The organism is Pseudoalteromonas sp. 1_2015MBL_MicDiv, from assembly GCF_002407505.1.
GTDB lineage: Bacteria > Pseudomonadota > Gammaproteobacteria > Enterobacterales > Alteromonadaceae > Pseudoalteromonas > Pseudoalteromonas fuliginea.
Window position 1 is genome coordinate 3,184,080 of record NZ_CP012737.1, and the last position, 26,320, is coordinate 3,210,399.

General features: G+C 38.5%; 31 protein-coding genes. 15 read left to right on the top strand and 16 right to left on the bottom strand.

The window, feature by feature from the left end:
• Window positions 1–51: 51 nt before the first annotated feature.
• From murA to AOR04_RS14260, 7 genes are read right to left on the bottom strand one after another with little or no spacing between them, the layout of a single operon-like run.
• A complete protein-coding gene (murA, locus tag AOR04_RS14230) occupies window positions 52–1,311 on the bottom strand; it encodes a UDP-N-acetylglucosamine 1-carboxyvinyltransferase (protein WP_007378313.1) in 1,260 nt (419 codons plus the stop codon).
• Between the two features lie 14 nt (window positions 1,312–1,325).
• On the bottom strand, window positions 1,326–1,583 hold the full coding sequence (locus AOR04_RS14235) for a BolA family protein (protein ID WP_007378312.1): 258 nt from the start codon (window positions 1,581–1,583) through the stop codon (window positions 1,326–1,328).
• Window positions 1,584–1,588: 5 nt separating this feature from the next.
• Complete coding sequence (locus AOR04_RS14240; RefSeq protein WP_007378311.1) at window positions 1,589–1,882, bottom strand: STAS domain-containing protein; 294 nt, start codon at window positions 1,880–1,882, stop codon at window positions 1,589–1,591.
• Window positions 1,875–2,555 (bottom strand): MlaC/ttg2D family ABC transporter substrate-binding protein, encoded by a 681-nt coding sequence (locus AOR04_RS14245; protein WP_007378310.1) that lies wholly within the window; start codon window positions 2,553–2,555, stop codon window positions 1,875–1,877. The genes AOR04_RS14240 and AOR04_RS14245 overlap by 8 nt, the downstream gene beginning before the upstream one ends.
• Before the next feature lie 5 nt (window positions 2,556–2,560).
• Complete coding sequence (gene mlaD, locus AOR04_RS14250; protein ID WP_008135833.1) at window positions 2,561–3,109, bottom strand: outer membrane lipid asymmetry maintenance protein MlaD; 549 nt, start codon at window positions 3,107–3,109, stop codon at window positions 2,561–2,563.
• A gap of 13 nt (window positions 3,110–3,122) precedes the next feature.
• On the bottom strand, window positions 3,123–3,902 hold the full coding sequence (mlaE, locus tag AOR04_RS14255) for a lipid asymmetry maintenance ABC transporter permease subunit MlaE (RefSeq protein ID WP_007378308.1): 780 nt from the start codon (window positions 3,900–3,902) through the stop codon (window positions 3,123–3,125).
• The gene (locus AOR04_RS14260) at window positions 3,902–4,717 is read right to left on the bottom strand and encodes an ATP-binding cassette domain-containing protein (RefSeq protein WP_096794137.1); all 816 of its coding nucleotides are present in this window, start codon (window positions 4,715–4,717) and stop codon (window positions 3,902–3,904) included. Before AOR04_RS14260 ends, mlaE begins: the two co-directional genes overlap by 1 nt.
• Window positions 4,718–4,985: 268 nt before the next feature.
• Here AOR04_RS14260 and AOR04_RS14265 point away from each other — a divergent pair, with 268 nt between their 5' ends.
• From AOR04_RS14265 to AOR04_RS14325, 13 genes are all read left to right on the top strand, one after another.
• Entirely contained in the window at window positions 4,986–5,954 is a 969-nt protein-coding gene (locus AOR04_RS14265) for a calcium/sodium antiporter (RefSeq protein WP_096793714.1), read from the top strand.
• A gap of 3 nt (window positions 5,955–5,957) precedes the next feature.
• Entirely contained in the window at window positions 5,958–6,929 is a 972-nt protein-coding gene (locus tag AOR04_RS14270) for a KpsF/GutQ family sugar-phosphate isomerase (RefSeq protein WP_096793715.1), read from the top strand.
• The gene (gene kdsC / locus AOR04_RS14275; RefSeq protein WP_007378304.1) at window positions 6,930–7,481 is read left to right on the top strand and encodes a 3-deoxy-manno-octulosonate-8-phosphatase KdsC; all 552 of its coding nucleotides are present in this window, start codon (window positions 6,930–6,932) and stop codon (window positions 7,479–7,481) included.
• Window positions 7,478–8,032 (top strand): LPS export ABC transporter periplasmic protein LptC, encoded by a 555-nt coding sequence (lptC, locus tag AOR04_RS14280; protein ID WP_007378303.1) that lies wholly within the window; start codon window positions 7,478–7,480, stop codon window positions 8,030–8,032. Before kdsC ends, lptC begins: the two co-directional genes overlap by 4 nt.
• Window positions 8,022–8,564, top strand: coding sequence for a lipopolysaccharide transport periplasmic protein LptA (gene lptA, locus AOR04_RS14285; protein WP_007378302.1), 543 nt, complete (start codon window positions 8,022–8,024; stop codon window positions 8,562–8,564). Before lptC ends, lptA begins: the two co-directional genes overlap by 11 nt.
• Window positions 8,561–9,286 (top strand): LPS export ABC transporter ATP-binding protein, encoded by a 726-nt coding sequence (lptB, locus tag AOR04_RS14290; RefSeq protein WP_007378301.1) that lies wholly within the window; start codon window positions 8,561–8,563, stop codon window positions 9,284–9,286. The genes lptA and lptB overlap by 4 nt, the downstream gene beginning before the upstream one ends.
• A gap of 69 nt (window positions 9,287–9,355) precedes the next feature.
• Window positions 9,356–10,855, top strand: coding sequence for an RNA polymerase factor sigma-54 (locus tag AOR04_RS14295; protein ID WP_007378300.1), 1,500 nt, complete (start codon window positions 9,356–9,358; stop codon window positions 10,853–10,855).
• Window positions 10,856–10,881: 26 nt separating this feature from the next.
• The gene (gene hpf / locus AOR04_RS14300) at window positions 10,882–11,169 is read left to right on the top strand and encodes a ribosome hibernation promoting factor (RefSeq protein WP_007378299.1); all 288 of its coding nucleotides are present in this window, start codon (window positions 10,882–10,884) and stop codon (window positions 11,167–11,169) included.
• Window positions 11,170–11,173: 4 nt separating this feature from the next.
• Entirely contained in the window at window positions 11,174–11,626 is a 453-nt protein-coding gene (gene ptsN / locus AOR04_RS14305) for a PTS IIA-like nitrogen regulatory protein PtsN (RefSeq protein ID WP_033015583.1), read from the top strand.
• 19 nt (window positions 11,627–11,645) lie between these two features.
• Window positions 11,646–12,491 carry an RNase adapter RapZ gene (gene rapZ, locus AOR04_RS14310; protein WP_007378297.1) on the top strand — a complete coding sequence of 282 codons (846 nt, stop codon included), beginning with the start codon at window positions 11,646–11,648 and terminating at the stop codon, window positions 12,489–12,491.
• Between the two features lie 43 nt (window positions 12,492–12,534).
• Complete coding sequence (locus AOR04_RS14315) at window positions 12,535–12,807, top strand: HPr family phosphocarrier protein (protein ID WP_033029547.1); 273 nt, start codon at window positions 12,535–12,537, stop codon at window positions 12,805–12,807.
• Window positions 12,808–12,908: 101 nt separating this feature from the next.
• On the top strand, window positions 12,909–14,267 hold the full coding sequence (gene mgtE, locus AOR04_RS14320) for a magnesium transporter (protein WP_096793716.1): 1,359 nt from the start codon (window positions 12,909–12,911) through the stop codon (window positions 14,265–14,267).
• 56 nt (window positions 14,268–14,323) lie between these two features.
• Window positions 14,324–14,875: a protein disulfide oxidoreductase gene (locus tag AOR04_RS14325; RefSeq protein ID WP_096793717.1), complete on the top strand. Its 552-nt coding sequence runs from the start codon at window positions 14,324–14,326 to the stop codon at window positions 14,873–14,875.
• Between the two features lie 183 nt (window positions 14,876–15,058).
• Here the strand turns inward: AOR04_RS14325 and AOR04_RS14330 are convergent, their stop codons facing one another.
• The gene (locus AOR04_RS14330; protein WP_007378293.1) at window positions 15,059–17,236 is read right to left on the bottom strand and encodes a YgiQ family radical SAM protein; all 2,178 of its coding nucleotides are present in this window, start codon (window positions 17,234–17,236) and stop codon (window positions 15,059–15,061) included.
• A gap of 110 nt (window positions 17,237–17,346) precedes the next feature.
• A complete protein-coding gene (locus tag AOR04_RS14335; protein WP_096793718.1) occupies window positions 17,347–19,539 on the bottom strand; it encodes a GGDEF/EAL domain-containing response regulator in 2,193 nt (730 codons plus the stop codon).
• Window positions 19,540–19,803: 264 nt separating this feature from the next.
• Here AOR04_RS14335 and AOR04_RS14340 point away from each other — a divergent pair, with 264 nt between their 5' ends.
• Window positions 19,804–20,343, top strand: a complete 540-nt coding sequence (locus AOR04_RS14340; protein WP_096793719.1) for an SRPBCC family protein — start codon at window positions 19,804–19,806, stop codon at window positions 20,341–20,343.
• Window positions 20,312–21,199, top strand: coding sequence for a TIGR03899 family protein (locus tag AOR04_RS14345; RefSeq protein ID WP_096793720.1), 888 nt, complete (start codon window positions 20,312–20,314; stop codon window positions 21,197–21,199). The genes AOR04_RS14340 and AOR04_RS14345 overlap by 32 nt, the downstream gene beginning before the upstream one ends.
• Before the next feature lie 44 nt (window positions 21,200–21,243).
• Here AOR04_RS14345 and AOR04_RS14350 read toward each other — a convergent pair whose 3' ends face one another.
• The 7 genes from AOR04_RS14350 to dusA all read right to left on the bottom strand — a co-directional run bounded on the left by AOR04_RS14350 (window position 21,244) and on the right by dusA (window position 26,172).
• Complete coding sequence (locus AOR04_RS14350) at window positions 21,244–22,014, bottom strand: TIGR04219 family outer membrane beta-barrel protein (RefSeq protein ID WP_007378288.1); 771 nt, start codon at window positions 22,012–22,014, stop codon at window positions 21,244–21,246.
• Window positions 22,015–22,017: 3 nt separating this feature from the next.
• Entirely contained in the window at window positions 22,018–23,004 is a 987-nt protein-coding gene (locus tag AOR04_RS14355) for a DUF2333 family protein (RefSeq protein ID WP_007378287.1), read from the bottom strand.
• Between the two features lie 8 nt (window positions 23,005–23,012).
• Window positions 23,013–23,522 carry a copper chaperone PCu(A)C gene (locus AOR04_RS14360; protein WP_198403025.1) on the bottom strand — a complete coding sequence of 170 codons (510 nt, stop codon included), beginning with the start codon at window positions 23,520–23,522 and terminating at the stop codon, window positions 23,013–23,015.
• 79 nt (window positions 23,523–23,601) lie between these two features.
• Window positions 23,602–23,928 carry a hypothetical protein gene (locus tag AOR04_RS14365; RefSeq protein ID WP_007378285.1) on the bottom strand — a complete coding sequence of 109 codons (327 nt, stop codon included), beginning with the start codon at window positions 23,926–23,928 and terminating at the stop codon, window positions 23,602–23,604.
• A gap of 170 nt (window positions 23,929–24,098) precedes the next feature.
• Complete coding sequence (locus AOR04_RS14370) at window positions 24,099–24,305, bottom strand: PspC domain-containing protein (RefSeq protein ID WP_096793722.1); 207 nt, start codon at window positions 24,303–24,305, stop codon at window positions 24,099–24,101.
• Window positions 24,306–24,314: 9 nt separating this feature from the next.
• Window positions 24,315–24,995 carry a PspA/IM30 family protein gene (locus AOR04_RS14375; protein ID WP_033029556.1) on the bottom strand — a complete coding sequence of 227 codons (681 nt, stop codon included), beginning with the start codon at window positions 24,993–24,995 and terminating at the stop codon, window positions 24,315–24,317.
• 244 nt (window positions 24,996–25,239) lie between these two features.
• Complete coding sequence (gene dusA / locus AOR04_RS14380; protein ID WP_232525539.1) at window positions 25,240–26,172, bottom strand: tRNA dihydrouridine(20/20a) synthase DusA; 933 nt, start codon at window positions 26,170–26,172, stop codon at window positions 25,240–25,242.
• Window positions 26,173–26,320 lie beyond the last annotated feature (148 nt).

Sequence of the window (26,320 nt, forward strand, 5' to 3'; positions counted from 1 at the left end):
ATTGTAGGTCGGTGTGTATTTACATATCCGACCTACATATATTAGGCGCTTTTAACTGCTTCTACGTTTAATATTAGCACCTAATGCACTGAGCTTATCTTCAATGCGCTGATATCCTCTGTCAACGTGATAAATACGGTCAACAACGGTTTCACCTTGCGCGACTATACCTGTTAAAATTAGACTCGCTGAAGCACGTAAGTCAGTTGCCATAACTTGCGCACCGCTTAGGCTTTTGGTTTCACCACAAATAGCCGTGTTGCCCTCAAGACGAATATTAGCACCCATGCGCTGTAACTCAGGCACATGCATAAAACGGTTTTCAAAAATCGTTTCTGTAATCGTTGCACTGCCATTTGCCACAACATTCAATGCTGTAAATTGAGCTTGCATATCAGTAGGAAAACCTGGGTGTGGAGCGGTTTTAATATTAACAGCTTTAAGCTCTCGGCCACGCATATCTAAGTAAATACTGTCATCATGCACCTCAAGTAATGCATTCGTTGCACGCAGCTTTTCAATCACAGGTTCAAGTGAATGAAAATCAGTATTCTTACAAAGTACCTCACCGCCAGCCATTGCAGCCGCCACTAAAAATGTACCTGTTTCAATTCTATCTGGCAAAATACTATGCTCACAACCCGCCAAGCGCTCAACACCCTCCACTTCGATACGGCTAGTACCTGCTCCAGTAATTTTAGCCCCCATTGCAATTAAACAATTAGCTAAATCGATAATTTCAGGCTCACGCGCGGCATTATCAAGTATGGTTTTTCCATCAGCAAGCGCTGCTGCCATCAGTAAATTTTCAGTAGCACCAACACTAACCATCTCCATAAAGATTTCAGCGCCTTTTAAGCGACCATTTACCTTTGCATTAATATAACCATTTTCAACGCTTATTTGTGCGCCTAAGCGCTCTAAACCTTGAATATGGATATCAACAGGACGAGCACCAATAGCACAACCACCTGGTAATGAAACCTGAGCTTCACCAAAGCGTGCCACTAAAGGGCCTAGTGCAAGCACAGAAGCACGCATTTGTTTAACGAGCTCGTAAGGGGCAAGCGTCTGATTTACCGTTGCGCCATCAATAATAAGTGTGTCGCCTTGCCAATTAACATCTGCACCTAAAGTTTTTAATAGTGCTTCGGTGGTAACAATGTCACGTAAACGTGGAACATTAGTAAATGTACTTTTACCATCAGCAAGTAAAGCAGCAAACAAAATAGGAAGCGCTGCGTTTTTAGCACCAGAAATAGTAACTTCACCAGCAAGTGAAGTGCCACCTTGAATTACAAATTGATCCATTTAGGAGGCCTTACTTATTGCGGTAAAATAAATTTTTGTTCACGTTTCCACTCTGTTGGAGTGAAAGCGCGAATAGAAACTGCGTGAATTGTGCCATCTGAAATTGTATTCATCAACGGACCATAAACTAGCTGTTGCTTTTTAACACGGCTTAAACCGTCAAAGCATTCACCAACTGCAATTACTTCATAATGACTACCATTAGCTTTTACATGCACTTCAGCTAATTGAAGTTCATCGCGTAATAATGTTTCGACTTGGCTAGTTTCCATAACTCTCACTCAAATAGGGTTGTAACTTGACCCAACTGCATTAAATTTTGCAATTGTTCAGGTGGATTTTGCAATTCAAGACGAATGCCTTGCTGCTTAAATTCTGCAAAAGAGTGAATTAACCAAGCTAAGCCCGCTGTGTCAACCCTTGATACCTCACTAAGGTCAAAATAAGTGGTTTTATGCTTAGTTATTAACTTATCGTTCAAAAGCCGTTCATTACTAATGGAATTTCGAGTAAGTTCACCACTTACTCGAAACTGCTGTTCATCAACTTGGCTAATTGCCAATTTAGTCATTCGAGCTACTGCCTCTAAATTGAACAGGTAACTTACTCTTTTGCTCTAAAAGGTTGCTTACATTGTCAATACCTTGCTGACGTAAAATACCTTGTAGTTCGCTTTGTTTGGCGTCTAATAAACTAATACCTTCAGCAATCATATCGTAAGCTCGCCATTCACCATCGCGATCTTCACGAACTTTAAAGTCTATTCTGATATCAGGTTTACCATCTTCAAGAATTTTAGTTTTAACAACAACGACATCTTTACCTTTAAATGGTTGCTCAGCACCAAACTCAACTTTTTGATTTGTATATTGTGTAAATACACCAGCGTAAGTGGCAACTAAATACTCTCTAAATACACCAATAAAGCGCTGAATATCTTTAATCGCTTGGGCTTTTTCAGCTTCATCTGTAATTGCTCGTACTTTAGATACTTCACTACCTAACACGCGAAGTGCTGCATATTTGTAGTCAATATAAGGCATTAATTCTTCTTCAACAATGACACGAAGATGCTCTTGATTTTTAATGATTAATGGCTGATCTTTTTTGATACGTGCAAATGTGTTATCCGCGACTTGGCGTACCATTTTGTTTGGATCATTTAGTTTAACATCTGCAGCACTTACGCTTTGAGTTAGCGTCATTGTGCTAATTGCTACAATAGCTAGAAACTTTTTCAACATAATAATTACTCACTACCTTGGTTGAATAAAAACTGCCCAATTAACTCTTCAAGTACAATGGCAGACTTAGTATCAGTGATTGAATCACCGTCACCTAACGCTTTACTGTCTACACCAAATAAATCATCAATTGCTTCGTCTTGCTTATTTTCGGTTACGACTTGACCTAAACAGCGTTGCTCTGCTGAATTAGGAGAAATAACAGGGTGGATACCTAGATACTGCTCACCTAAAATACCCGATGTTAAAATTGAGATTGAGCTCGTGTCTGAAAAACGACATAAATACTGTGCATCAATGGTCATATTAACCACTGGCAAGAACTCCTGTGGATGAACATAAATTGACTCTACTCGACCAATAACGACTCCGCCCACTTTTACTGGTGCACGTGCCTTTAATGACCCTATGTTTTCAAATTTAGCATTAAGTGTGTACGTCTCGCCTGAGCCGCTAATACCTGAATTGGCGACTTTAAGCGCAAGCATAGCAAACGCTAAAATTCCTAACGCCACAAAAAAACCAACTAAAATTTCTAATTTCCGTGAATTCATTATCTATACCCTATTAGCTGGTAAACATTACCGCTGTCAAAATAAAGTCAAACCCTAAAACCGCCAATGACGAATGAACAACCGTTTCGGTGGTTGCTTTACTGATCCCTTCAGAGGTCGGCACACAGTCATACCCTTTATAAAGTGCTATCCAAGTCACCACAATGGCGAATACAAAGCTCTTAATAATACCGTTTAGTATGTCTTGCTGAAATGATACTTGTGATTGCATAATTGACCAAAAGCTACCCGTATCAACACCAAGCCAATCAACTCCGACTAAATGAGCACCAATAATTGCCACTGCTGAAAATATCACCGCTAGTAACGGCATACTTATAAAGCCTGCCCAAAAGCGCGGTGCAATAATTCGTTTTAGTGGATCAATTGCCATCATTTCCAATGATGATAACTGTTCTGTTGCTTTCATTAAGCCTATTTCTGCAGTAAGCGCACTGCCCGCTCGCCCTGCAAATAATAACGCTGTAACAACAGGCCCGAGTTCTCGTAATAAACTTAATGCCACTAATGGCCCTAAACTATCCTCTGCACCATACCCAACTAATACCGTATAACCTTGTAATGCCAAGACCATACCGATAAATAAACCTGACACCATAATAATGAGCAAAGATTGCGAACCCACCATGTAGAGCTGACGAATAAGTAGAGGTGTACCCTTTTTAAAGTTAGGTACATTTACAAGTGCGCCAAAAAGCATATAAGTTGAGCGACCCAGAGCCGCAAAACGACCTAGCGTCTTATGCCCTAATTTTTGAAATAAATCCAACATTATGCTTTTTCTCCAAGCAACTCATCTGCATATGTTTGAGCTGGAAAATGAAAAGGCACGGGACCATCAGACAACCCTTTTAAAAACTGTTGCACTAAAGGAGACTCATGATTGCGCATTTCGTCAGGTGTTCCACAACCAATTACACCCTGATCAGCGATAATAATAACGTGGTCAGCAATACTCATTACCTCGTTAACATCATGGGTTACAATTAAAGAAGACAAACCAAGCACTTCGTTGAGTGACTTAATTAATTTAACCAACACCCCCATAGAAATAGGATCTTGGCCTGCAAATGGTTCATCGTACATTATAAGTTCAGGGTCGAGCGCAATAGCACGTGCCAGAGCTGCGCGCCTAGCCATACCTCCCGATAATTCAGAAGGCATTAAATCTTTCGCTCCGCGTAGCCCAACAGCTTGCAATTTCATTAGCACAACCAACCGAATTAGGTCTTCACTCAACTCAGTGTGCTCCCTAATTGGGAACGCTATATTATCGAATACCGACATATCAGTAAACAACGCACCACTTTGAAATAACATGCTCATTTTAGTTCGCGCTTCGTAGAGTTCTTTGCGCGACATATTTGGGATACTACCACTTTCAAATAAAATATCACCGGAGTCAGGCTTAAGTTGACCGCCAATTAAACGCAACATGGTCGTTTTACCAATTCCGCTTGGCCCCATAATCGCAGTGATTTTACCTTTAGGAACGCTAAAGCTCATATTTTTATATATGCTTCTATCGCCTCTCGAAAAGCTAACATCCTTGACTTCTACTATTGATTGCGACAAGTCGCTCTCCATAACAATGTTCACTAGTGCACCTATTTTAAAGCTTTTTTAACCAAGATGGAAAAAACAATTCGTAAGATTTTGTAATACACTTGCAAAAAGGAGTATAAGACTCGTTTATAACGGCTTAACTGCAGCTTAAGGTGCTGATATAAGCGCCTTAAAATATTATTCAACAAGTTATTGTAATTAGAGTTGACCTGACTCTTTTATTTATACTTTCACCTTTGCTTTTGTTACTATTCGCGCCATCTGTATTTTGAATAACTGGCTTAATATAATGGTTACCTCGTTTGTTATTTTAATTCTTGGTTTTGCGGCTCTTGTTTGGAGTGCAGACAGGTTTGTTTATGGCGCAGCGGCACTTGCAAAAAACTTTGGCGTACCAACCCTAATTGTAGGCTTAACTGTTGTGGCAATGGGTTCGTCAGCCCCAGAGATGATGGTTTCCGCTTCTGCAGCGCTCGCAAATAAAACAGATACTGCAGTTGGTAACGCTGTCGGTTCAAACATAACAAACATTCTACTTGTGTTAGGTATTACAGCGTTATTTAGACCTCTGTCTGTATCTTCAAGTACATTAAAACGCGAAATGCCACTGGTCTTGCTGATATCATTCGCTACCTGGTATATTTTTTCAGACAATTATTTTTCATTAGCCGAAGGTGTCGCCTTACTTATTGGCTTTATCGTGTTTATAGGCGGTTTGATTATTATTTCACTGCGCGCAAAAAACCAAGATGACCCATTTATAACAGAAGCCTGTGACGACGTACCTAACGATGTACCAACTAAAAAAGCGGTATTTTGGTTAGTTATTGGCATGGTTCTACTCCCTGTTAGCTCACATTTTTTAATTGGTTCAGCAGTCGACATAGCTAAATACTTTGGCCTAAGCGATCTAGTCATTGGCTTAACTATTATTGCCATTGGCACGAGCTTACCGGAGCTTGCAGCTTCAATTGCCGGTGTATTAAAAAATGAAGATGATTTAGCTCTAGGCAATATTGTTGGTTCAAACATTTTTAATATATTGGCTGTGTTACCGCTCGCAGGTATTATTAATCCATCCATTATCGATCCGTCAGTAGCGAGTCGAGATATACTCATTATGATTGGTGCAACATTTGCTCTTATCATCATGTCATTGAACTTTAGAGGCACCCAACGCATCAATAGAGTGGAAGGTGGCTTATTGCTTATCGCATTTTTGGGCTACCAAGGGTATATTTTTAGTCAAGTAGGGTAAATAATGACGACGCTGAACTTTATCGAACAGGGTCTTCGCGTTCTCAATATTGAACGCCAAGCACTTAATGACATAGCGCAATATGTAGATGAAAATTTTCATCACGCATGCCAATTAATGTTTGACTGCGAAGGTCGAATTATTGTTATTGGCATGGGTAAATCAGGCCACATAGGTAATAAAATTGCAGCAACACTTGCAAGTACAGGAAGCCCTGCCTTTTTTGTACACCCAGGCGAAGCTAGCCATGGCGATTTAGGAATGATCACCAAAAACGATGTTGTCATGCTTATTTCAAACTCAGGTGAGACGAGTGAAGTTTTAAATATTATCCCTGTTTTAAAACGCCTTGGCGCAAAAATAATCGCCATGACAGGCAATACTAAATCGACCATGGCAACACATGCAAATGTACATGTATGCATTAAAGTAGAAAAAGAAGCATGCTCTTTAGGGTTAGCACCAACGGCGAGCACTACAGCGACTCTTGCTATGGGCGATGCGATGGCAGTGGCTCTGTTAGAAGCTCGTGGTTTTACCGCCGATGATTTTGCGCTTTCTCACCCTGGGGGCAGTTTAGGCAAACGATTATTACTAACCTTAAAAGATGTTATGCACAGCGGCGCAAATACACCTATTATTAGCGTCTCACAAACCGTAAAAGATGCACTTATTGAAATGTCAGCCAAAGGCCTTGGTATGACAGCCATTGTTGATAAAAGTAATCAGCTAGTGGGATTATTTACCGACGGTGATTTACGCCGTATTTTAGAGCAAAGACTAGATATTCATACAACACAAATAGACCTTGTTATGACTAGGTCATGCACAACAGCTACACAAGATATTTTAGCTGCTGAAGCGCTTAATATAATGGAACACAAACGTATAAATGGCTTGATTGTTGTTAATGAGCAAAACCAGCCTATTGGCGCACTAAATATGCAAGACTTATTAAAAGCAGGAGTATTATAAATGCAATTTGAAGAACTCTATCAACCGCTGAGTGCTGATGCAAAAGCACGTGCTAAAAAAGTAAAATTACTTATATGCGATATTGATGGTGTATTTTCTGATGGCCGAATTTATCTTGGCAATCAAGGTGAAGAGCTCAAAGCATTTAATACAAAAGATGGTTTTGGCATTAAAGCGCTTATAAACAGTGGCTTTGAAGTGGCTGTTATTACTGGTCGCCATTCGCAGATAGTGCAACAACGTATGACCAGTTTAACAGTACAACATATTTATCAAGGTCAAGAAAACAAGCTTATTGCTTACGAAGAGCTAAAAAACAAGCTTCACCTAAGTGATGATCAAATTGCCTACATTGGTGATGATGGCCCCGATATGCCGGTAATGGAATTAGTCGGGTTTGCCGTTGCAGTTAACGATGCTCACCCACTAATCAAGCGTTTATCACATTACACGACACAGATGCTGGGTGGTTTTGGCGCAGTGAGAGAACTAACCGACTTACTTATGCTAGAGAACGACAAACCACTTACTAGCAAAGGTACTAGTTCATGAATACAGCGCGCATAATTTTAAGCGTTTTATTCATCAGCTGTATGGTTTGGCTTTGGTACCCTTATTTTGCACAAACAAATATGACAGCTCAGGTTGAAGCTGAAGTTATCGCTAAGCCTGATTATATTGCTATTGAGCTAAAACAAACGGCCTATGATGAAAATGGTAAAATTAATCATAAAGTTACAGCTGCTAAAATGGAATTATATCAACAGTTAGGCTTTACCTTTTTTGAAAAGCCCATTTTCACCTTATATAACGAAAAACAAACATGGCGAATAAATGCAGACGAAGCAACGTTATATGAAGGAAAACAATTAATTTTAGAAGGTAACGTGGTTGCCAAGAATCTTACTGATAATGCAATGATAGACAAGATTAATGCGGATAATATTCAAGTAGATATAAAACTACTCACGATGCGTTCAGAGCAACCCGTTATTGTTACGGGACCCAATTTAAAGATCACCGGTAAAGGCCTTGAAGCCGATTTAAAAACTGAAGTGATAAAACTTATTAACCATACGCGAACTATATATTATGACCAATAAAATTTCAAAAATACTTATTATTCCGACACTTATACTAGCTTTCAACCTTAGCGCTGCTGAACAAGCGATTCAACCTGCAGCGAATCAAATATCAATAAGTGCCGACAAACAAGAAGGCCAATTAAAAGAAAACGTCGGAATTTTTGAAAAAAATGTTGAGATTATTCACGGCAACCGCCGTATTACAGCCGACCGTTTAGAAGTACATAAACGTGATGAATTAGGCGATAATAAACAGCTACTAATTGCAACTGGTAGCCCTGCATATTTCGAAGAAAAACAAACTGACGGCACTATAATGAGCGCCAGCGCAAACGAAGTTCGTTATGATGTAGCTAAACGATTTTTAACCCTTATTGGCGATGCACAAGTATCGCAAGCGGGTCAAAAAATAAATGCCAAGAGTATTACTTACGATATGCAACAGCAATTAATTAGCGCTGAAAAAGACGAAAACTCAACCGATCGTGTGCATACTATTTTAGTACCTATTGAGACTAAAAAAGAAAAAAACGATAAAGGTCAGCCATGAGTACATTAAAAGCAGAACTATTAGCTAAAAGTTATAAAGGCCGTGAAGTTGTAAAAAATGTAGGTCTGGAAGTAAAGGCTGGCAGCATAGTCGGGTTACTTGGCCCTAATGGTGCAGGTAAAACCACAACGTTTTATATGATTGTAGGCCTTGTACCTAGTGATAAAGGCAAGATTTCTATCGACGATAACGATATTACTCTTTTACCTATGCATAGTCGTGCTAGATTAGGCATTGGTTACTTACCCCAAGAATCATCAATTTTTAGAAAGCTTACTGTTTATCAAAACTTAATGGCTATTTTAGAAACACGTAAAGAGCTAAATAAGCAAGCAAGAGAAGACACACTTAACAATTTATTAGATGAATTTAGTATTCAGCACATTCGTGATAGCCAAGGTATGGCATTATCAGGAGGCGAGCGTCGCCGAGTTGAAATAGCGCGAGCACTAGCCGCTGATCCTAAATTTATATTGCTTGATGAGCCTTTTGCTGGTGTTGACCCTATTTCAGTGTTAGATATAAAGAAAATAATAGAACATCTTAAAAATCGTGGTATTGGTGTGTTAATTACCGACCATAATGTAAGAGAAACTCTTGATGTTTGCGAAAAAGCCTACATAGTTTCTCATGGTGAGTTAATTGCATCAGGCACTCCAGAACACGTATTAAACGATAAAACAGTACGTGATGTTTATTTAGGCGAGCAATTTAGGCTGTAACATTTACGCCATGTCTTTAAGCATCTGCTAGTATTAATTATAACAACATAAAAGGATTGTTAGAGATACATGAGGCAATCATTACAGCTGCGCATGGGCCAGCAACTTACAATGACTCCACAGCTGCAACAAGCAATTCGCCTGTTGCAACTCAGTACATTGGATCTCCAGCAAGAAATACAAGAAGCACTCGACAGCAACCCCCTATTAGAGGTTGAAGAGCAAGATTACGCCGAAGATTCTGCTGGTAAAAACGAGCAAAAAGCAGATAACGACGATGTCACTGTTAGCGCAAATGCTGATGATGTTCCGAGCGAATATGAGCAAGACAGTGGTGAAGCACTTGCTAAAGATACGCTAAGTGATGAAATGGCTATGGATGTTAGTTGGGATGAATATATGAGCGCAGCCCCAGCATCATCATCAGGACCAATGCCTGAAGATGAATCTATATACCAAGGCTCCTCAACTGAAACGCTCCATGAATACCTAATGTGGCAACTACAACTGACTCCCTTTAGTCCTACCGATGAAGCGATTGCGATTGCGATTGTTGAAGCCGTCGATGATTCGGGTATTTTAACGCTGAGCTGCGAAGAAATTTTAGAAAGTTTTAATCAAGAGAACGAAGAAGACAACGAAGTTGAACTTGACGAAATAGAAGCTGTTTTAAAAAGAATTCAATTGTTTGACCCTGTTGGTATTGCAGCACGTAGTTTACAAGAATGCTTATGTATTCAGCTGAACCAATACGATAAAGAAACACCCTATATTAATGAAACAAAAATGATTTTAACCGAGCACATTGATCTATTAGCTGCTCGCGACTATCGTACATTAATGAAAAAAACAAAGCTCAAAGAAGAAGAGCTTAAAGAAATAATGACTTTAATACATACTCTTAGCCCAAAACCGGCGGATACTATAGTTAGAGAAGAATCTGAGTATGTAATTCCTGATGTATCGGTGAAAAAAATAAAAGGTCGCTGGGTTGTTGAACTAAACCCAGATAGCATGCCTAAAATCAGAGTCAACAGCCAATATGCAGCAATGTCACGCACCGTTAAATCAAGTGGTGATAGCCAGTTTATTCGCTCGCATCTACAAGAAGCTAAATGGTTTATTAAAAGTTTAGAAAGTAGAAACGATACACTATTAAAAGTAACTAATTGTATTGTTAAGCAACAACAAGGTTTTTTTGAGCATGGCCCAGAAGCCATGAAACCAATGGTTTTAAATGATGTAGCAGAAATGGTCGAAATGCACGAATCAACTATTTCACGCGTAACAACTCAAAAATATATGCATACACCTCGCGGTATTTTTGAGCTTAAATATTTTTTCTCAAGCCATGTAAGTACTGAAAATGGAGGCGAATGCTCATCAACAGCAATACGCGCTCTCATTAAAAAATTAATCGCAGCAGAAAACTCAGCAAAACCATTGAGTGATAGTAAAATTGCAGATATATTAGCTGAGCAAGGAATAAAAGTAGCGAGACGTACAATCGCAAAGTATCGCGAATCTCTAGCTATTCCACCGTCAAATCAGCGAAAAAGTTTGATTTAAGACGCTAAACAAAGAGGGTAATGCTTATGCAACTAAACTTAACTGGTCGTCACGTAGAAGTAACTGATTCATTAAGAGATTATGTAAATACCAAATTTGCGAAGCTAGAAAGACACTCAGATCATATTAATAATGTTCATGTCATTCTTGATATAGAAAAATTAAACCAAAAAGCTGAGGCAACGATTCATGTAAGTGGAGCTGAGTTATTTGCCTCTACTGAACATCAAGATATGTACGCCGCCATTGACTCGCTGATTGACAAGCTCGATCGCCAAGTTATTAAACACAAAGAGAAGCTTGCTCGACACTAATATTATGAAATTAAGTTCACTTATATGCCAGGACTGCAGCAGAGCTGCGGTCCTTTTTAATAGTAAAAAAAGAATTTTAGAGTTCATCAGTCAACTTGCTCATGACAAGCTCCCATATCTTTCTCAACAAGATATTCTCAGCGCCTTAATGAATAGAGAAAAACTGGGAAGCACTGGTATAGGAAGAGGCATTGCAATCCCTCATGGGCGAATGAGCGGCGCAGAAGAGCCCTTAGCACTCGTATTAGTAAGCGAAACACCTATTAATTTTGATGCTATAGATAATCGCCCTGTTGATATATTTGTTGCTCTCATCGTACCTGATGGCGATAACCAGCAGCACTTAAAGACGCTCGCAACGATAGCTGATAAACTAAATAATAAAGATTTTTGTAAACAGTTACGCAGCGCAAAATCAGATACTGAGCTGTATCAAGTTATTGTAGAACAATCGTAATTAACATAATGGGTGATAAATGGAATTAATTATCATAAGTGGCCGTTCCGGTTCTGGAAAATCGGTTGCTTTACGCGTAGTTGAAGATTTAGGTTATTATTGCGTAGATAATATTCCAATTAATCTGCTACCTTCTTTAGTGAGAAGTGTATCTGATAACTACGACAAAATTGCAGTTAGTATTGATGTCCGTAATTTACCAAAAGAGCAAGATGAATTTAACGATATCCTTGAATACTTACCTGGCTTTGCTAAACCGACTCTGTTTTATCTAGACAGTGAGGATCAAACATTAATTAAACGTTTTTCTGAGACTCGCCGTCTACACCCGTTATCAGTTGACTCATTACCTCTTGATTTAGCTATAAAAAAAGAAAAAGAACTACTCGATGTTCTCACTACTCGCGCTGACTATATGATCGACACGAGTGATTTAAGTGTTCATCAACTTGCTGAATCAATTCGTGAAAAAATTCTGGGTAAAAAAGATAAACAACTCATTGTTACTTTTGAGTCGTTTGGCTTTAAACACGGCATTCCTAAGGAAGCTGATTATGTCTTTGATGCACGCTTTTTACCGAACCCACATTGGGAGCCAGAATTAAAACCTTTAAATGGCTTAGACCAACCCGTAAAGGATTACTTAGCCAGCCACAGCATTGTCCAAAAGTTCACTTGGCAAATTCAAACTTTTGTACAAACATGGTTGCCACATTTAGAGCGAAATAACCGTAGCTACTTAACTATTGCTATAGGTTGTACTGGCGGGCAACATCGCTCAGTATATTTAGCACAAACGATTGGTGAAAGTTTTTCGATGACACATCCAAATGTAAAAATCCGCCATAGAGAACAAGAAAAATAACTCATTCAAAATAATCATCTGTTCAGCTTAGGTAGAGTAACTTATGCGTTTAGAAGACACTTTTTTAATAAAAAATAAATTAGGACTTCATGCAAGAGCCGCTACAGTATTAGCGCAACTTGCTATTAAATTTGATGCCTCAATCATGATATATCAAGATGATAAAGAAGCGCCTGGGGACAGTGTATTGGCTTTAATGCTACTGGAAAGCAGTCAAGGAAAAGAGGTGAAAGTAGTGTGTGAGGGCCCTGATGCCGAACAAGCTTTACATGCCGTTGGTCAATTGATAGCACAACGCTTTAATGAAGAAGAATAGCACTTAGCTAAAAACCGAAACTAAGATAAACTAAATGTGGTTAATTACCCCATTAATAAACCTCCCTATCCATAGTTATATAAAAATCAATAAGGACGCCAATGCCTGAAGCTTTTGAACAAGACTATCCACTACAACAATTAAAACAAGTGACAAAGTCGCTTAACAGTGGTCAATTTGTTCAAGTTAGGCGGATGTTAGCAAAAACAGCTCCTTGTGATACCGCATTATTATTAGAGTCATCGCCGCATAAAATTCGCCGACTACTTTGGCAGTTGGTTGACCCTGATGTACAAGGTGATGTTCTTGAAGAGCTTTCCGAAGATGTTCGTTTAGGCATTATTGCCCAAATGGAACCTGAGCACATTGCAGCCGCAACTGAAGACATGGGCCACGATGACTTAGGTGAAGTACTCCGTAGTTTACCAGACACCGTTTATAAAGACGTTGTCAGCGCGATGGATATTCAAGACCGTGAACGTGCAACACAAGCACTTTCATATCAAGAGCGTTCAGCTGGCGCGCTAATGAACACCGATACGGTAACCATTCGTCCTGATGTAACGCTCGATGTTGTACTTAGATATATTAGGCTACGTGGGGAGCTACCAGAAGGTACAGATGACCTATATGTTGTTGATAAACACAACTGTTTTATAGGCGCTCTATCACTGAGTACGTTATTAACGAACCCACCTGAAAAAATTGTTCGCGATTTAATGGATGAAGATTGTGAATCAATCCCAATTTCAATGGATGAAAGTGAAGTCGCGCAACTATTTGAGCGCCATAATTGGATATCAGCACCTGTTGTTGATGATAACGATCAATTACTTGGTCGTGTCACTATCGATGATATTGTTGACGTAATTCGAGAAGATGCAGAGCATAGTTTACTAGGCTTAGCCGGTCTAGATGATGAAGAAGATACCTTTGCGCCAGTACTCAAAAGCTCTAAAAAGCGCTCAGTTTGGTTAGGTGTCAATTTACTAACCGCACTTGCAGCGGCCTTTGTTGCTAGCTTTTTTGAAGGAACACTAGATGTTTTACCTATTTTGGCGGTACTAAACGGTATTGTCCCTTCTATGGGTGGCGTTGCAGGAAGTCAATCGTTAACGCTTGTTATACGCGGTATTGCAGTAGGCCATATAAACCAAACAAACCAACGCTTTTTAATGATAAAAGAACTTGCCATTGGTGCGTTAAACGGTATTTTGTGGTCATTATTAATTGCAGGTGTTATTGCCCTATGGCAATGGGACTTTATGCTTGGTGGTGTACTTGCCTTCGCTATGTTTATGAACTTAGTCGTGGCTGGTGTGGCTGGCGCAAGTATTCCAATAATACTTAAAAGAATGAATATAGACCCCGCACTTGCAGGGAGTGTGGTGCTAACCACTGTGACAGATATTGTTGGTATATTCGCCTTTTTAGGAACTGCTACCTGGTTGCTGGTATAAATTAGAATTTTTTGCAAATAACTAAAGTAAAAAATACTTAGGGTAAAGCAGCAATTATGACAACGAATATCAAGAATAAAAAAGTGACACCCAAAAAAACGCTAAAACAAAAAAGCGTATCCATATTAAAAAGTGTATTGGTATATGGCTCTATATTTTTCGTCATTTATACCGCCGTCAATTGGTGGCGGCAACCTGTCATGCCAGCAAATCCTCAATTACAATTAACAGATTATAAAGGGAAAAACATTGATCTAGCTGCAATGAGCCAAGATAAACCAACCCTTGTGTATTTTTGGGGAACTTGGTGCTCTATTTGTAGTATTACCTCCCCTGCCATAAACGAACTCGCAAACGAGAATAATTATCCTGTCGTGAGCATCGCAATAAAATCAGGTTCTGATCAAGAACTACATAACTATCTAAATGATCATGGCTACAGTTTTACGACCGTCAACGATCAACACAGTGAGATATTTACCGATTGGCAAGGGCAAGTCACGCCATCTTATATAATCTTAAAAGATAATAAAATGACGCAAGGGCTAACAGGTATTCAGCCGTTATGGTCACTTAAATTACGTTTGTGGTTATCATCAACGTTATAAGGAAGAACTGACTGCAAATATATAGGCACTAAATACGCGCAGCTCAAAGAGGGGGCTCTAAAAGCTCACTCTTTATCATCTACAATAATATTGATAATAAAGAGCAAGGTTAACTCAACTTACGTATTACGAAGGCTGAAAAGCGCGTATCGCAATTAAACTAATAACTGGCAGATTGAATTACTAACGTGTACTTTGACGATTACCACCTACTTTTGGTTTAGTGTTTGCCTTTTTAAATTGGCTAAAACCGGTATGTCGCGTTAATGCTGGTCGCCCGCCTTTTTTACCGCCTTTACCTATTTTTTCATCACGCCCTTCTTCAGGCACTAAACAGTTCGGTCCTTTACCAATTAAATTAGCTTTACCCATTTTACGTAGTGCTTCACGTATCATCGGCCAACCTGCTGCATCATGGTAGCGTAAAATAGCTTTATGTAATCTACGTTGGCGAGCGCCTTTAGGTACTGGAACAACTTCTGAGTTGTTTTTTATATTACGTAAAGAGTTCATCTCTGTATGGTAAATAGTCGTCGCATTAGCCATAGGTGATGGGTAAAAATTTTGTACCTGATCAAGCTTAAAGTCGTTTGATTTAAGCCATAAAGCCATGTTTACCATGTCTTCATCTTTTGTACCTGGGTGAGCAGATATAAAGTAAGGAATTAAATACTGCTTTTTACCGGCTTCTTTAGAGTACTTATCAAATAGTTCTTTAAATTGATCGTACGCACCCATACCTGGTTTCATCATTTTTGATAATGGACCATCCTCAGTATGCTCTGGCGCTATTTTTAAGTAGCCACCCACATGATGCGTTACTAACTCTTTAACGTAACGAGGGTCGCGTACAGCTAAATCGTAACGTACACCTGAAGCAATCAATACCTTTTTAATACCCTTAACTTCACGTGCTTTTTTATACAAATCTATTGTTGGCGTATGATCTGTATCCATGTGTTTACAAATATCAGGATATACACATGATAAGCGTCTACAGGTACTCTCGGCCTTTTTGCTCGTACAGCGCAGCTTATACATATTCGCCGTTGGACCACCTAAATCAGAAATAACACCAGTAAAGCCGGGAACTTTATCTCTAATTTGTTCAATTTCTTCAATAATAGATTCTTGCGAACGACTTTGAATAATGCGCCCTTCATGCTCTGTAATTGAGCAAAACGAACAACCACCAAAACAGCCACGCATAATATTAACTGATGTTTTAATCATATCGTAAGCAGGTATTTTAGCATCACCATAACTTGGGTGAGGAATACGCTGATACGGCAAACCAAATACAGCATCCATTTCATGTGTTTCTAATGGATATGCTGGCGGGTTTACCCAAATAGAACGATCGCCGTGTCGCTGAAACAGCGCTCTTGCACAACCAGGATTTGTTTCTTGATGCAAAATGCGCGAGGCGTGGGCGTACAAAGGTTTGTTAACACTTACTTGCTCATAAGCAGGTAACTTAACGTAGGTTTTTTCCCACGGTTTAGGTCGCGCAGGCTGAACCATAATTGGTTTTGCAGCTTCAGCTTTTAAATCAATACCGGCTTGTTTAAATTCAGATTTACTACAGCCAACATCATCCGCACCATATGGGTTTGGAATAGGGTCGATTTTACCAATTTTATCAATAGCGGTAGAATCACTGCCACGCCAACCAGGTAGGGGCTCTTTTCGAATAACAGCCGTGCCGCGAATATCCTGAATCGTATCCATCGTTTCGCCCGCCGCAATACGGTGTGCAACTTCAACTAACGGGCGCTCTGCGTTGCCATAAATTAAAATATCCGCTTTTGCATCAAACAAAATACTACGACGTACTTTTTCTTGCCAATAATCATAATGAGCAATACGACGAAGGCTAGCTTCAATACCACCAATAACAATTGGGATACCTTTGTATGCTTCACGGCATTTTTGCGAGTAAATCATTACGGCACGATCGGGGCGTTTACCGCCGACGTTATCAGGTGTGTAAGCATCATCATGACGCATACGCTTTTCGGCAGTATAGCGGTTGATCATTGAATCCATGTTCCCAGCTGTTACACCAAAAAATAAATTCGGTCTGCCTAGCTCCATAAATGCATCTTTAGAGTCCCATGCTGGCTGGGCAATAATGCCCACTCTAAAGCCTTGCGCTTCAAGTACACGGCCAATTACCGCCATACCAAAACTAGGATGATCAACGTACGCGTCGCCACTGATAATAATTATGTCGCAGCTATCCCAGCCAAGTGCATCCATTTCTTCACGTGTAGTAGGTAAAAATGGCGCGGTGCCATAACATTCAGCCCAATATTTAGGGTATGAAAATAAGGCGCGCTTAGCTTTGAGTGTGCTCATAAATTTAGCCGTAGAATAACAAAAGGCGCGAATTATACCTTATAGCATTGTTTATATATACAACATTACAATGTGTGATGTGGCTTTAGCTGTAAAATCATAATTTAACTTTAATTATTTTGCTTATTAATAAACTCAATTAATTCGTGCTCAGGCATCGGCTTGGCATACATAAACCCTTGCACCTCATCGCACCCTAAATCTTTCAAAAATTTAGCTTGTTCCTGCGTTTCTACTCCTTCTGCAATCGTTTTTAAACCCAACTTAGCACCAAGTGATATAACCAAAGCAGCTATTGCACCTGTGTCATCATTTGGTAAACCTTTAATAAACGCCCTATCTATTTTTAATCTATCAATTGGTAAACTCTGGATATAACTTAAAGATGAAAAGCCTGTACCAAAATCATCAATAGCCACCTCAACACCTAATTTTTTGAGTTCTTGGAGTGTATTAATGACAGTTTCTAACTCATCCATAACCACACTTTCAGTTACTTCCAACTCTATATTTTTTGGCTGCACACCATATTTTAATAATGTATTTTTAACGGTTTGTGCATACCCTTTTACTTTAAATTGTGGAACAGATACATTTACTGCAATGCAAATATCTGCGCCGGCACTTTCCAATCGTTTTTGTTGCTGGCATGCTTGCTCTAATACCCATTGTCCTATATCAACTATTAGCCCTGCATCTTCAGCTAAGGGAATAAATACAGCAGGTGAAATATAAGTGCCATTTTCTAAAGGCCAGCGCAGAAGCGCCTCACAGCCAATTAATGATAGATCATTAAACGCCAATTGAGGCTGATACCACACCTCTAGTTTATTTCTAGCAAAATCATGCCTTAGTTGCCTAATAATACCGAGTCGCCATGCAATGGCGTCCTCCATATCAACGCAGTAATAAACACCTTCTTTATGTTTATTCTTTTTAGCTTGATTAAGCGCAATATAAGCTACTTTGAGGGTTTCAATACCTGTACTTTGAAAATCTTGCTGTTGACATAAACCAATTTTAAACCCCACCGGTAATATATGCTCTGCAGCACAAAATGAAATACTAAGTTTTTCGTTAAAGTCTGTAATATTAAATTCATTTTTAAGGATAACAAAACCAAATACATCAGCCCCAATACGTGATAGTAATTTAGCTGTTGGGTAAATTTCCTTTAAACGCTCAACAATAGCAATTAATAACTTATTACCAACCTCTTGCCCTAAACCATTATTAACATCAGAAAAATTCATTACATCAAGTAAAACAAGAAGGTACTCATTTTTTTGTAGTTTTTGATAGCGCTCTATTCGCTCAATAAAATTAGTTCGATTGGAAATACCTGTCAGTACGTCTCTGTAAGCCGCATCTCTCAACTTAACAAATAGCCTAACGTTATCTAAAGCAATGCTTACATTTGCAAAAAATATTTCTGCAAATTGCAATTGAGTACGCGTTATCACTTCGTCGCATTCAATATAAATGGCTGCTTTTCTGTGCTTACTTCTTAAAAAAAATGTAGCGCTAGTATCTGTATATTGATGTTTTTTTTGACTAAAAGACGCTTCTACTTCATCGTATATCCGACTATCAACCTCAGCTAAATTTTCTCCAAAGTATGTTTCATAGCGCGTGCAACCGCCCAAGACTTGAATGTAATTATTACCGTCTAGTTTACTGCAAATTAAGCCTTTATCCGGACACTGTAAAATAACGCTTAAGTGCTTTATAATTCTTCTGCACAGTACTTTTATGTCGGTCTGTCCTAAAATAGACTTCGAAGCCGATAAAATAGAGTCCATTGCTTTATGCTGGTACTCTAATTGGCCAATTTGTTCATATGAGCGAATTGCAGTAATTAAAGAGGTGACGAGCTTAGAACGTGTTAATTCCGTTTTTGTTTTATAATCATTGATGTCATATTCACGAGTTACTTTTTCTTCAGGTATGCTACCGGCTTGCCCTGTACGTAAAATAATCCTAACATGTTGGTTATTAAGCTCCTCACGGACCCGCCTTACAACCTGCAAACCTGCATCATCAGTTTCCATTATCACATCTAAAAAAATGACTGAGATTGAGTTTTTTTGAGATAATATAGCAATAGCTTCAGCACCAGAATAAGCATCATGAAATCGAAATCCAGCTCCTTTGTATTCCAATCCAGAGAGAGCTAATTTAGTTACAGAATGAATAGCAGGATCGTCATCGACGATTAAAATATCCCAACAATCAGAAGGCTCTGAGATGACTTCATCATGGTCTTCTTTTAAAAATAAAAAACCGCTCGATTCTGATGACATTCATGCTCCTATTAATAACAAGCAAAAAACAACCAACTTAAAAACAATAACTTAGTAAAAATAACAGCTCAACATTCTCGTCAACACCTTAGTTAGGATTAGATTGTTTGAACTTCTAAGTTTACAGCTTTAGATTTAGATTTTGGTTTACAACTCTACTCATACTATAGTCTACTAATGGAAAGTTGTTATATTTTAAGTAAATAATTCAGTTAAGGCCTAATTATTAAATTATTAAAAACACTGTTAAAATGTCTCTTAATTTTGTTACTCACTATTATTATTATTGGCTTAATGCTTCCTCAAAACTATAGCGTCAATAAGACTATCGAAGTGAATGCAAGTATTCGTACTATCAAATCATTAACAACCGATTTTGATGAATGGCATAAATGGTCTCCTTGGCAACAAGTCGATCCATCAATTAAATTTGCAGTTAGTGAACCAAGTGCTGGTATTGGAGCTCATCAATCATGGATCAGTAAATGGGGGCATGGTGAGATGACAATTACTGCATTAAATGATCGTAAGATGGTATTTAATACCTTATTAAATAATGAACATATCGTACAAGGCACATTGACGTTTACAATTAATAGTAACAACAGTGTAAATGTAGAGTGCCATATTGAAGGGCAAGCAACGACAATACTTGTTTCTAGTTACATGGCTATATTTAGCGAATATGTGCTCAATAATACAATTGCATTAGGGCTAAATAATTTAAAAACAGTTGCTCAACTAAGTGATATACAAAATGTAATGGAAAGTCATGACAGTCAAAACAGCACAAGCAAGAATTAATCTCGCAAACATCATAGAATCATTACTTGGTTACTCTATAACCAAGGTAGGAAGTAATGGCGCACTCTCAAACGATGAAAAAAACTATAACCCACAAGGGAAAATAAGACCGCTGTACCATATTAGTAGCGATAATTCAGTTTTAGCTCGCGCTCAAAAGCGACAAGATTTACTACTTATTAAGCAACAGCAAAATATTGAAACAATCTTAGCGATGGCAATGGCGTTTTGTCCCGATGTAGCAAGTAGCAAACAACCAGATGCGGATTGGGTAGAGCACTTTATTGGGCTCTGTGAAGACACCTCAAACGAATCAATGCAAACATTATGGGCAAAAATACTTACAGGCGAAACTCTCAATCCTGGAACATTTTCAATTAAGAGCCTGCAAACACTTAAGCACATGACTCAGCGCGAAGCCGATGCATTACAAAAATGTGTATCACTAAGTAGCTATAACGAAAAAGACGACAGTCACTTTATTTTACTCGGATTTTATAAAAAACCATCGATTTTTGATTTACTACGCAAAGGCAATAAAGTATCTCTAAATTTAGGAAAAACAGGTATCAGCTTTCCTGACATTTTAACTTTAATGGATCTTAACTTATTGTATCGAAAAGAAATTGAATCAGCCGTGTTAAAATCAGGGCAAGAACTTACGCTTTCATTTTTTTCTCAAAAAGTAACGTTAAAAGCAAAAAGTAATGATTTAGTACTGAGTTATTACAAATTCACTCAAACGGGTGATGAGCTATCTAAACTAATAAACGTTCCAGTAAATAAAGTGTATAAACAATTAATAAATAGTGCATTAGAAGTAGAATTTGATTTAGCGTGGCATGCTACTAAGTAGTAAACCACGCTATAAAATCACTCAACTAGTTATCAAGTGAGTAATTAAAAGTGAATCTGAATACCTGCAAATGGGCCAGATGCATCGATATCTGTAGTAATATTATCTACATCATCAAGTTCTAATACCATGGAGCGATATCCAGCTTTAACTGCAACATCAATCGCTAGGTTATCAATAAATTCCCACGCAATACCCACTTGGTAATCTTGTACTTTACTATCGTCTATAGCCAAAAAGCTACCTTCAAAAAACACACTTAAACCAGTAAATGGCAGGCCGGCTTCTGCACGACCATAAGCAAGTGGTACAAAACCTGAAAAATCAACGGTTTCAGTAAAGTTAGTGTTGCCACTTTGAGTAGTACCCGTTACAGCAACCTCACCATCAAACTGTTTCGCATTCAAACCTAAATCAATAGAGATTAAATCGTTATCAAAAATTTCGTAATACAGAATATAATCAATGTGTGTTAGATCGCTAATTGAATTAACTGTCGTACCAACCACATAGTCTGAACCATTAAAGCTAAATGTATCAGTTAAAACTGCAGAACCGTTTAGTTCAAGTTCGGTATACTTTAATTTAATATTAGGTACTAACGGTACTGGGTGCTCAAGGGCTGCGTAATAACTTATAAATGTTTCATCTTCAAAATTGAAATCTTGAGATGCATTATTTTTATAAGAAAACTGACCATCATTATCTGATTTCCAGCCATCAACCCCTACATATAAACCTAATAAAGTGTCAGCGTGTGCTGCAGGTGCTAAACATGCCATTGAAAGGGCTGCTGCTAAACAATACTTTTTCATTTTTTATCCTTGAGCTAGTAGTTCGCTAAGTTCGATTAAAGCCGCATTGGCTCTAGAAATATAATTTGCCATAACTAAGGAATGATTAGCCACATAGCCAAAACCATTCCCATTTAAAATTATTGGGCTCCACACCGTTTCTTGGGTTGCCTCAAGTTCACGTATTATTTGTTGCACACTAACACGAGCATTTTTCTTCTCAAGTACATCTGCAAAGTCATACTCTACCGCTTGTAAAAAGTGTAACAACGCCCAAGTTGCGCCACGAGATTCATAAAAAACATCATCAATTTTTAGCCAAGGTGTTCTGACTTGCTGTTGTAATGGTGCAAGAGTCGCTTGTTTATTTGACGAATTTCCAGCTAAATCAGTATTCACTTTTTCTTGGCCGACACTGGCACTTAAACGTTGGCTTAAGCTACCTAAGCGCTTTTCCGCTTCTTTTAACCAACTACGTAGATTATCAGCTCGCGCATAAAATTGGCTATCACGTTCGTGCTGATTCGCTATTTGTGTACGATAAACGACTAGATAATCAATTCCTTTTTGATACTCTCCCTCCGCGCTTGGCCATGCCCACGCTTCAGAGCTTATATTAAACTGTGGCTGTGCTTTTTTAAGTGCTTCATGCTCTGTTGATTGCGATTGCGAACGGCTAAAATCTTTTCGCATAGAAAGCGCTAAATCACGCGTCATTTCTAACGCACCATATTCCCACGCAGGCATGTCATCCATAATAATACTTGGCGGTATAACATCATTCGATAAATAACCACCCGGTTTATTTAGTATCGTACTCGCTACCTCAATAAGCGTTGCCGTTGTTGTATAACCTGTAACTATTTTTTCATTACGTAACTGCGCTTGCTCTTTTGCATTAGCGACAACATCAAAACGTGCCGGTTCAGTACTCCAATAAACAGCAATTGCGTAAAATATGATAAGCAGTAAAACAATTGTTCCTGCTATTTTTCCTTTATGTTGCGACATGTGTACTCCTAATGATGAGCGTGTTGAGTAGATGGTTTTGACTGCTTAGCTTGCGTTTCAAGCGACACCACTTGAGCATTAGTAAACAAGCGGTTACCGTCACTAAAATATAGCGTGAGTTTACGTTCTTGCCCTACTTTTAATGGCTCTAATGGTTCAAATGCCATTAAATGATAACCGCCTGGTTGGAAGCTAACACTTTCATGCGCTTTAATTACAACCGATTCAACTTGTTGCATTTTCATCATGCCGTCTACATGTGAATGCTCGTGTATTTCCACACGCCCTAAGCCATCAATTGTTGCCTTAGTTAAAGTGGCGTTTGTTCCACTGTGATTAATAAGCGTTAAATAGCCTACAGTTGCAGTATTGGCAGGTAAAAACTCCCTCACTTGCGCGTTAGTTACTTCGAGTACAGCCACATCAGAACCATGCTCATGCCCTGAATGCGCCGCCAATGATGACGTAAATAAACCTAACATTAACGCTGAAGCCATCGAAAAAAACTGCTTTGTCATCATTTCATCCCTAGTGAAAACATTAAATTACAGGCTAAATTTAACATAGTTAACCCATAATAGTCAGTCAAATTAAGGATTAAGAGGCTACTTTTTTGTTATCAGCAACAAGCCAACACAACACTGCAACAAATAGTAACGGCCATGCAATCATTATTGATCCGAATAAAAACGCTAAAACAGTCCCAGCTAATGCCACAACACCCGCTCCAACTAATCCCATAGTAATTAAAGCCACTACCGCAACCACAGCAACAATTGCGGCCAAAGCACCTACAAGCTCAAGCCCTGCCCAGCTAATATCAGCAATCCATAATGGTAACTGCCAAGAATCAACATGCACAAACGCTATTAAATCAGTAAACAGTAATAAATAGATAAATACACATACTGCCAAAGCTTTCATAGTAATTCTCCTTATACCAACCGGCTTATATATGGGTCTATTTAACGATAAGAAAATTGCGCTATAACTAGGCAAAAGTTTTTATATCTAGTTGTTCTAAATAAAAAATTCAACAACGCTATAGAGTGATTTAATTCGTTAAATTGTTCAAATATTTATGCCTCTTAGTATTAATACTCTTTATTTTCAAGGCAGCAATGCGCTATAAAATAACCAAGTGCAATTGCAAACGGAAAACTCAAAAATAATAAAATAGTAACTAGGCGGGTTGCCCATACTGGAAAGTCCAATCTATGTGCTAAACCACTACAAACACCCGATATTTTTTTATTCAAAGTATCTTTATACCAACCTCGTTGACGATTAAAGCTGTTCATAGCAATCTCCTAAGCAGTGTGTTTTAAATTAGTATTTAAGTTCGCTTTTAAGCGAGCCAGTTCAGCATCAATTTTTTCATTTTTAACTAACGACTCAATTTGGGCACTGGTAGAGCTTGCTGTATCAGTCAGCTCATAAGCCTCTACTTGAGCTTCAATGCCTTCAACACGCTGCTCTATTTGTTCAAAACGAGACAACGTATGGGCAACTTTATCACTTTGTAATTGCGTATTAATTCGCTCTCTAGCAATAACAACATGATGACGTTGCATTAACTGAGCTTGCTTTGTTTTAGCCATAGCCATTTTTTGCTGCAAGCGTTCACAATCAACCTTAATTTTTGCAATAGACTCTTGCAATGTTTCTAGTTGATTTTGCTTATTTTCAATGCTTTCGTTAACGCGTTGCTTCTCAAGTAAGGCTGATTTAGCAAGGTCATCACTGCCCTTCTCAACCGCACGTTCTGCTTTAATTTGCCAAGCTGCTAATTCTGTTTTTTTAGTATCAATTTGGCGATTAATTACTTTCTCTTCACACAATAAAGCGGCTGCTGTACTACGACACTCATTCAATGCATCTTGCATCTCGGTAAGCATTAGGTTTAAAAGTTTTTCAGGGTCTTCAGCTTTATCAAGCATGGCGACAATGTTTGATTGAATTACATCATTTACGCGGTTAAATATTCCCATGGTATTCTCCTGTTGATTTTTAATTAATTTCAACAAGAAGATTCCAAGAGTTGTGCCAAGTTCATAAAAACAATGAAAAACAGCCTAATATCAACAATATAATTAATAAACAATTAAATTTTTAGTGACTTTAAGCTGAATAGCATTGAGTGTAATTAGCCAATAAATTATGCTTTTGACTAATTTTTAGGATCAAAAAAGCCACTTGAAAGTGGCTTAAATTTAGAATTTTTAAAGCTTAGTTTTATTCGGGTACAAAGCTTAATGCTTTATCCATTACTGATAAATCGGCTTGCTTACCGTGACCACTTTCAGAAAGGTGGCGTCTAAAACCTCGCGCACCAGGCTGCCCCTGAAAAATACCGAGCATGTGACGTGCAATATGCCAAAAATTAGCACCCAAACGCATTTCTTCTTCAATATAGCTGTACATTGAGCGTACTACATCGTGGCGTGATTGCGTGTTTGCAGTATCACCATAAATTTTCTCATCAACGTCATTGAGCATAAATGGGTTACTGTAAGCTTCACGCCCAATCATTACACCATCAATATGTTGTAAATGTTCTAGGCTCTGCTCAATTGTTTTAACACCGCCATTTAGACTTAAGTCTAGCTGCGGATAATCTTTTTTAAGTTGGTAAACACGTGGGTAATCAAGCGGTGGAACTTCACGATTTTCTTTTGGACTTAAACCATTGAGCCATGCTTTACGAGCATGAATAATAAAATCATCACACCCTACTTTATGCGACGCCTCAATAAGCGCACACAAAAACTCATACGAATCTTGCTCATCAATACCAATACGTGTTTTAACGGTAATAGGGATGCTTACTTCGTTTTTCATTGCTGCAACACACTCAGCAACTAATTGAGGCTCTGCCATTAAACATGCGCCAAATCGGCCATTTTGAACTCTGTCTGACGGGCACCCTACATTTAAATTTATTTCGTCATAGCCACGCTCACCTGCTAGCTTTGCACATTGCGCAAGCGCTTTAGGATCAGAGCCACCAAGTTGCAGCGCAACTGGGCCTTCGTGTTTATTAAAATGTAAGTAATCGCCTCGACCAAATAAGATAGCCCCTGTGGTTATCATTTCGGTATAAAGCACAGTGTGTTTAGTCATTTTGCGATGAAAAGTACGACAATGACGATCAGTCCAATCAAGCATTGGGGCTACAGAAAAGCGTCTATCCAAAGTACATTTATTCAAAGCAAACCTCAGGGTATTAAGTTATTAAGCACAGCTTAAAAGGCGCTGTATTTTACACAAAAGCCTAGCGGGCATCAATGCAAAGCAAACACCTAAAAACTAAAAT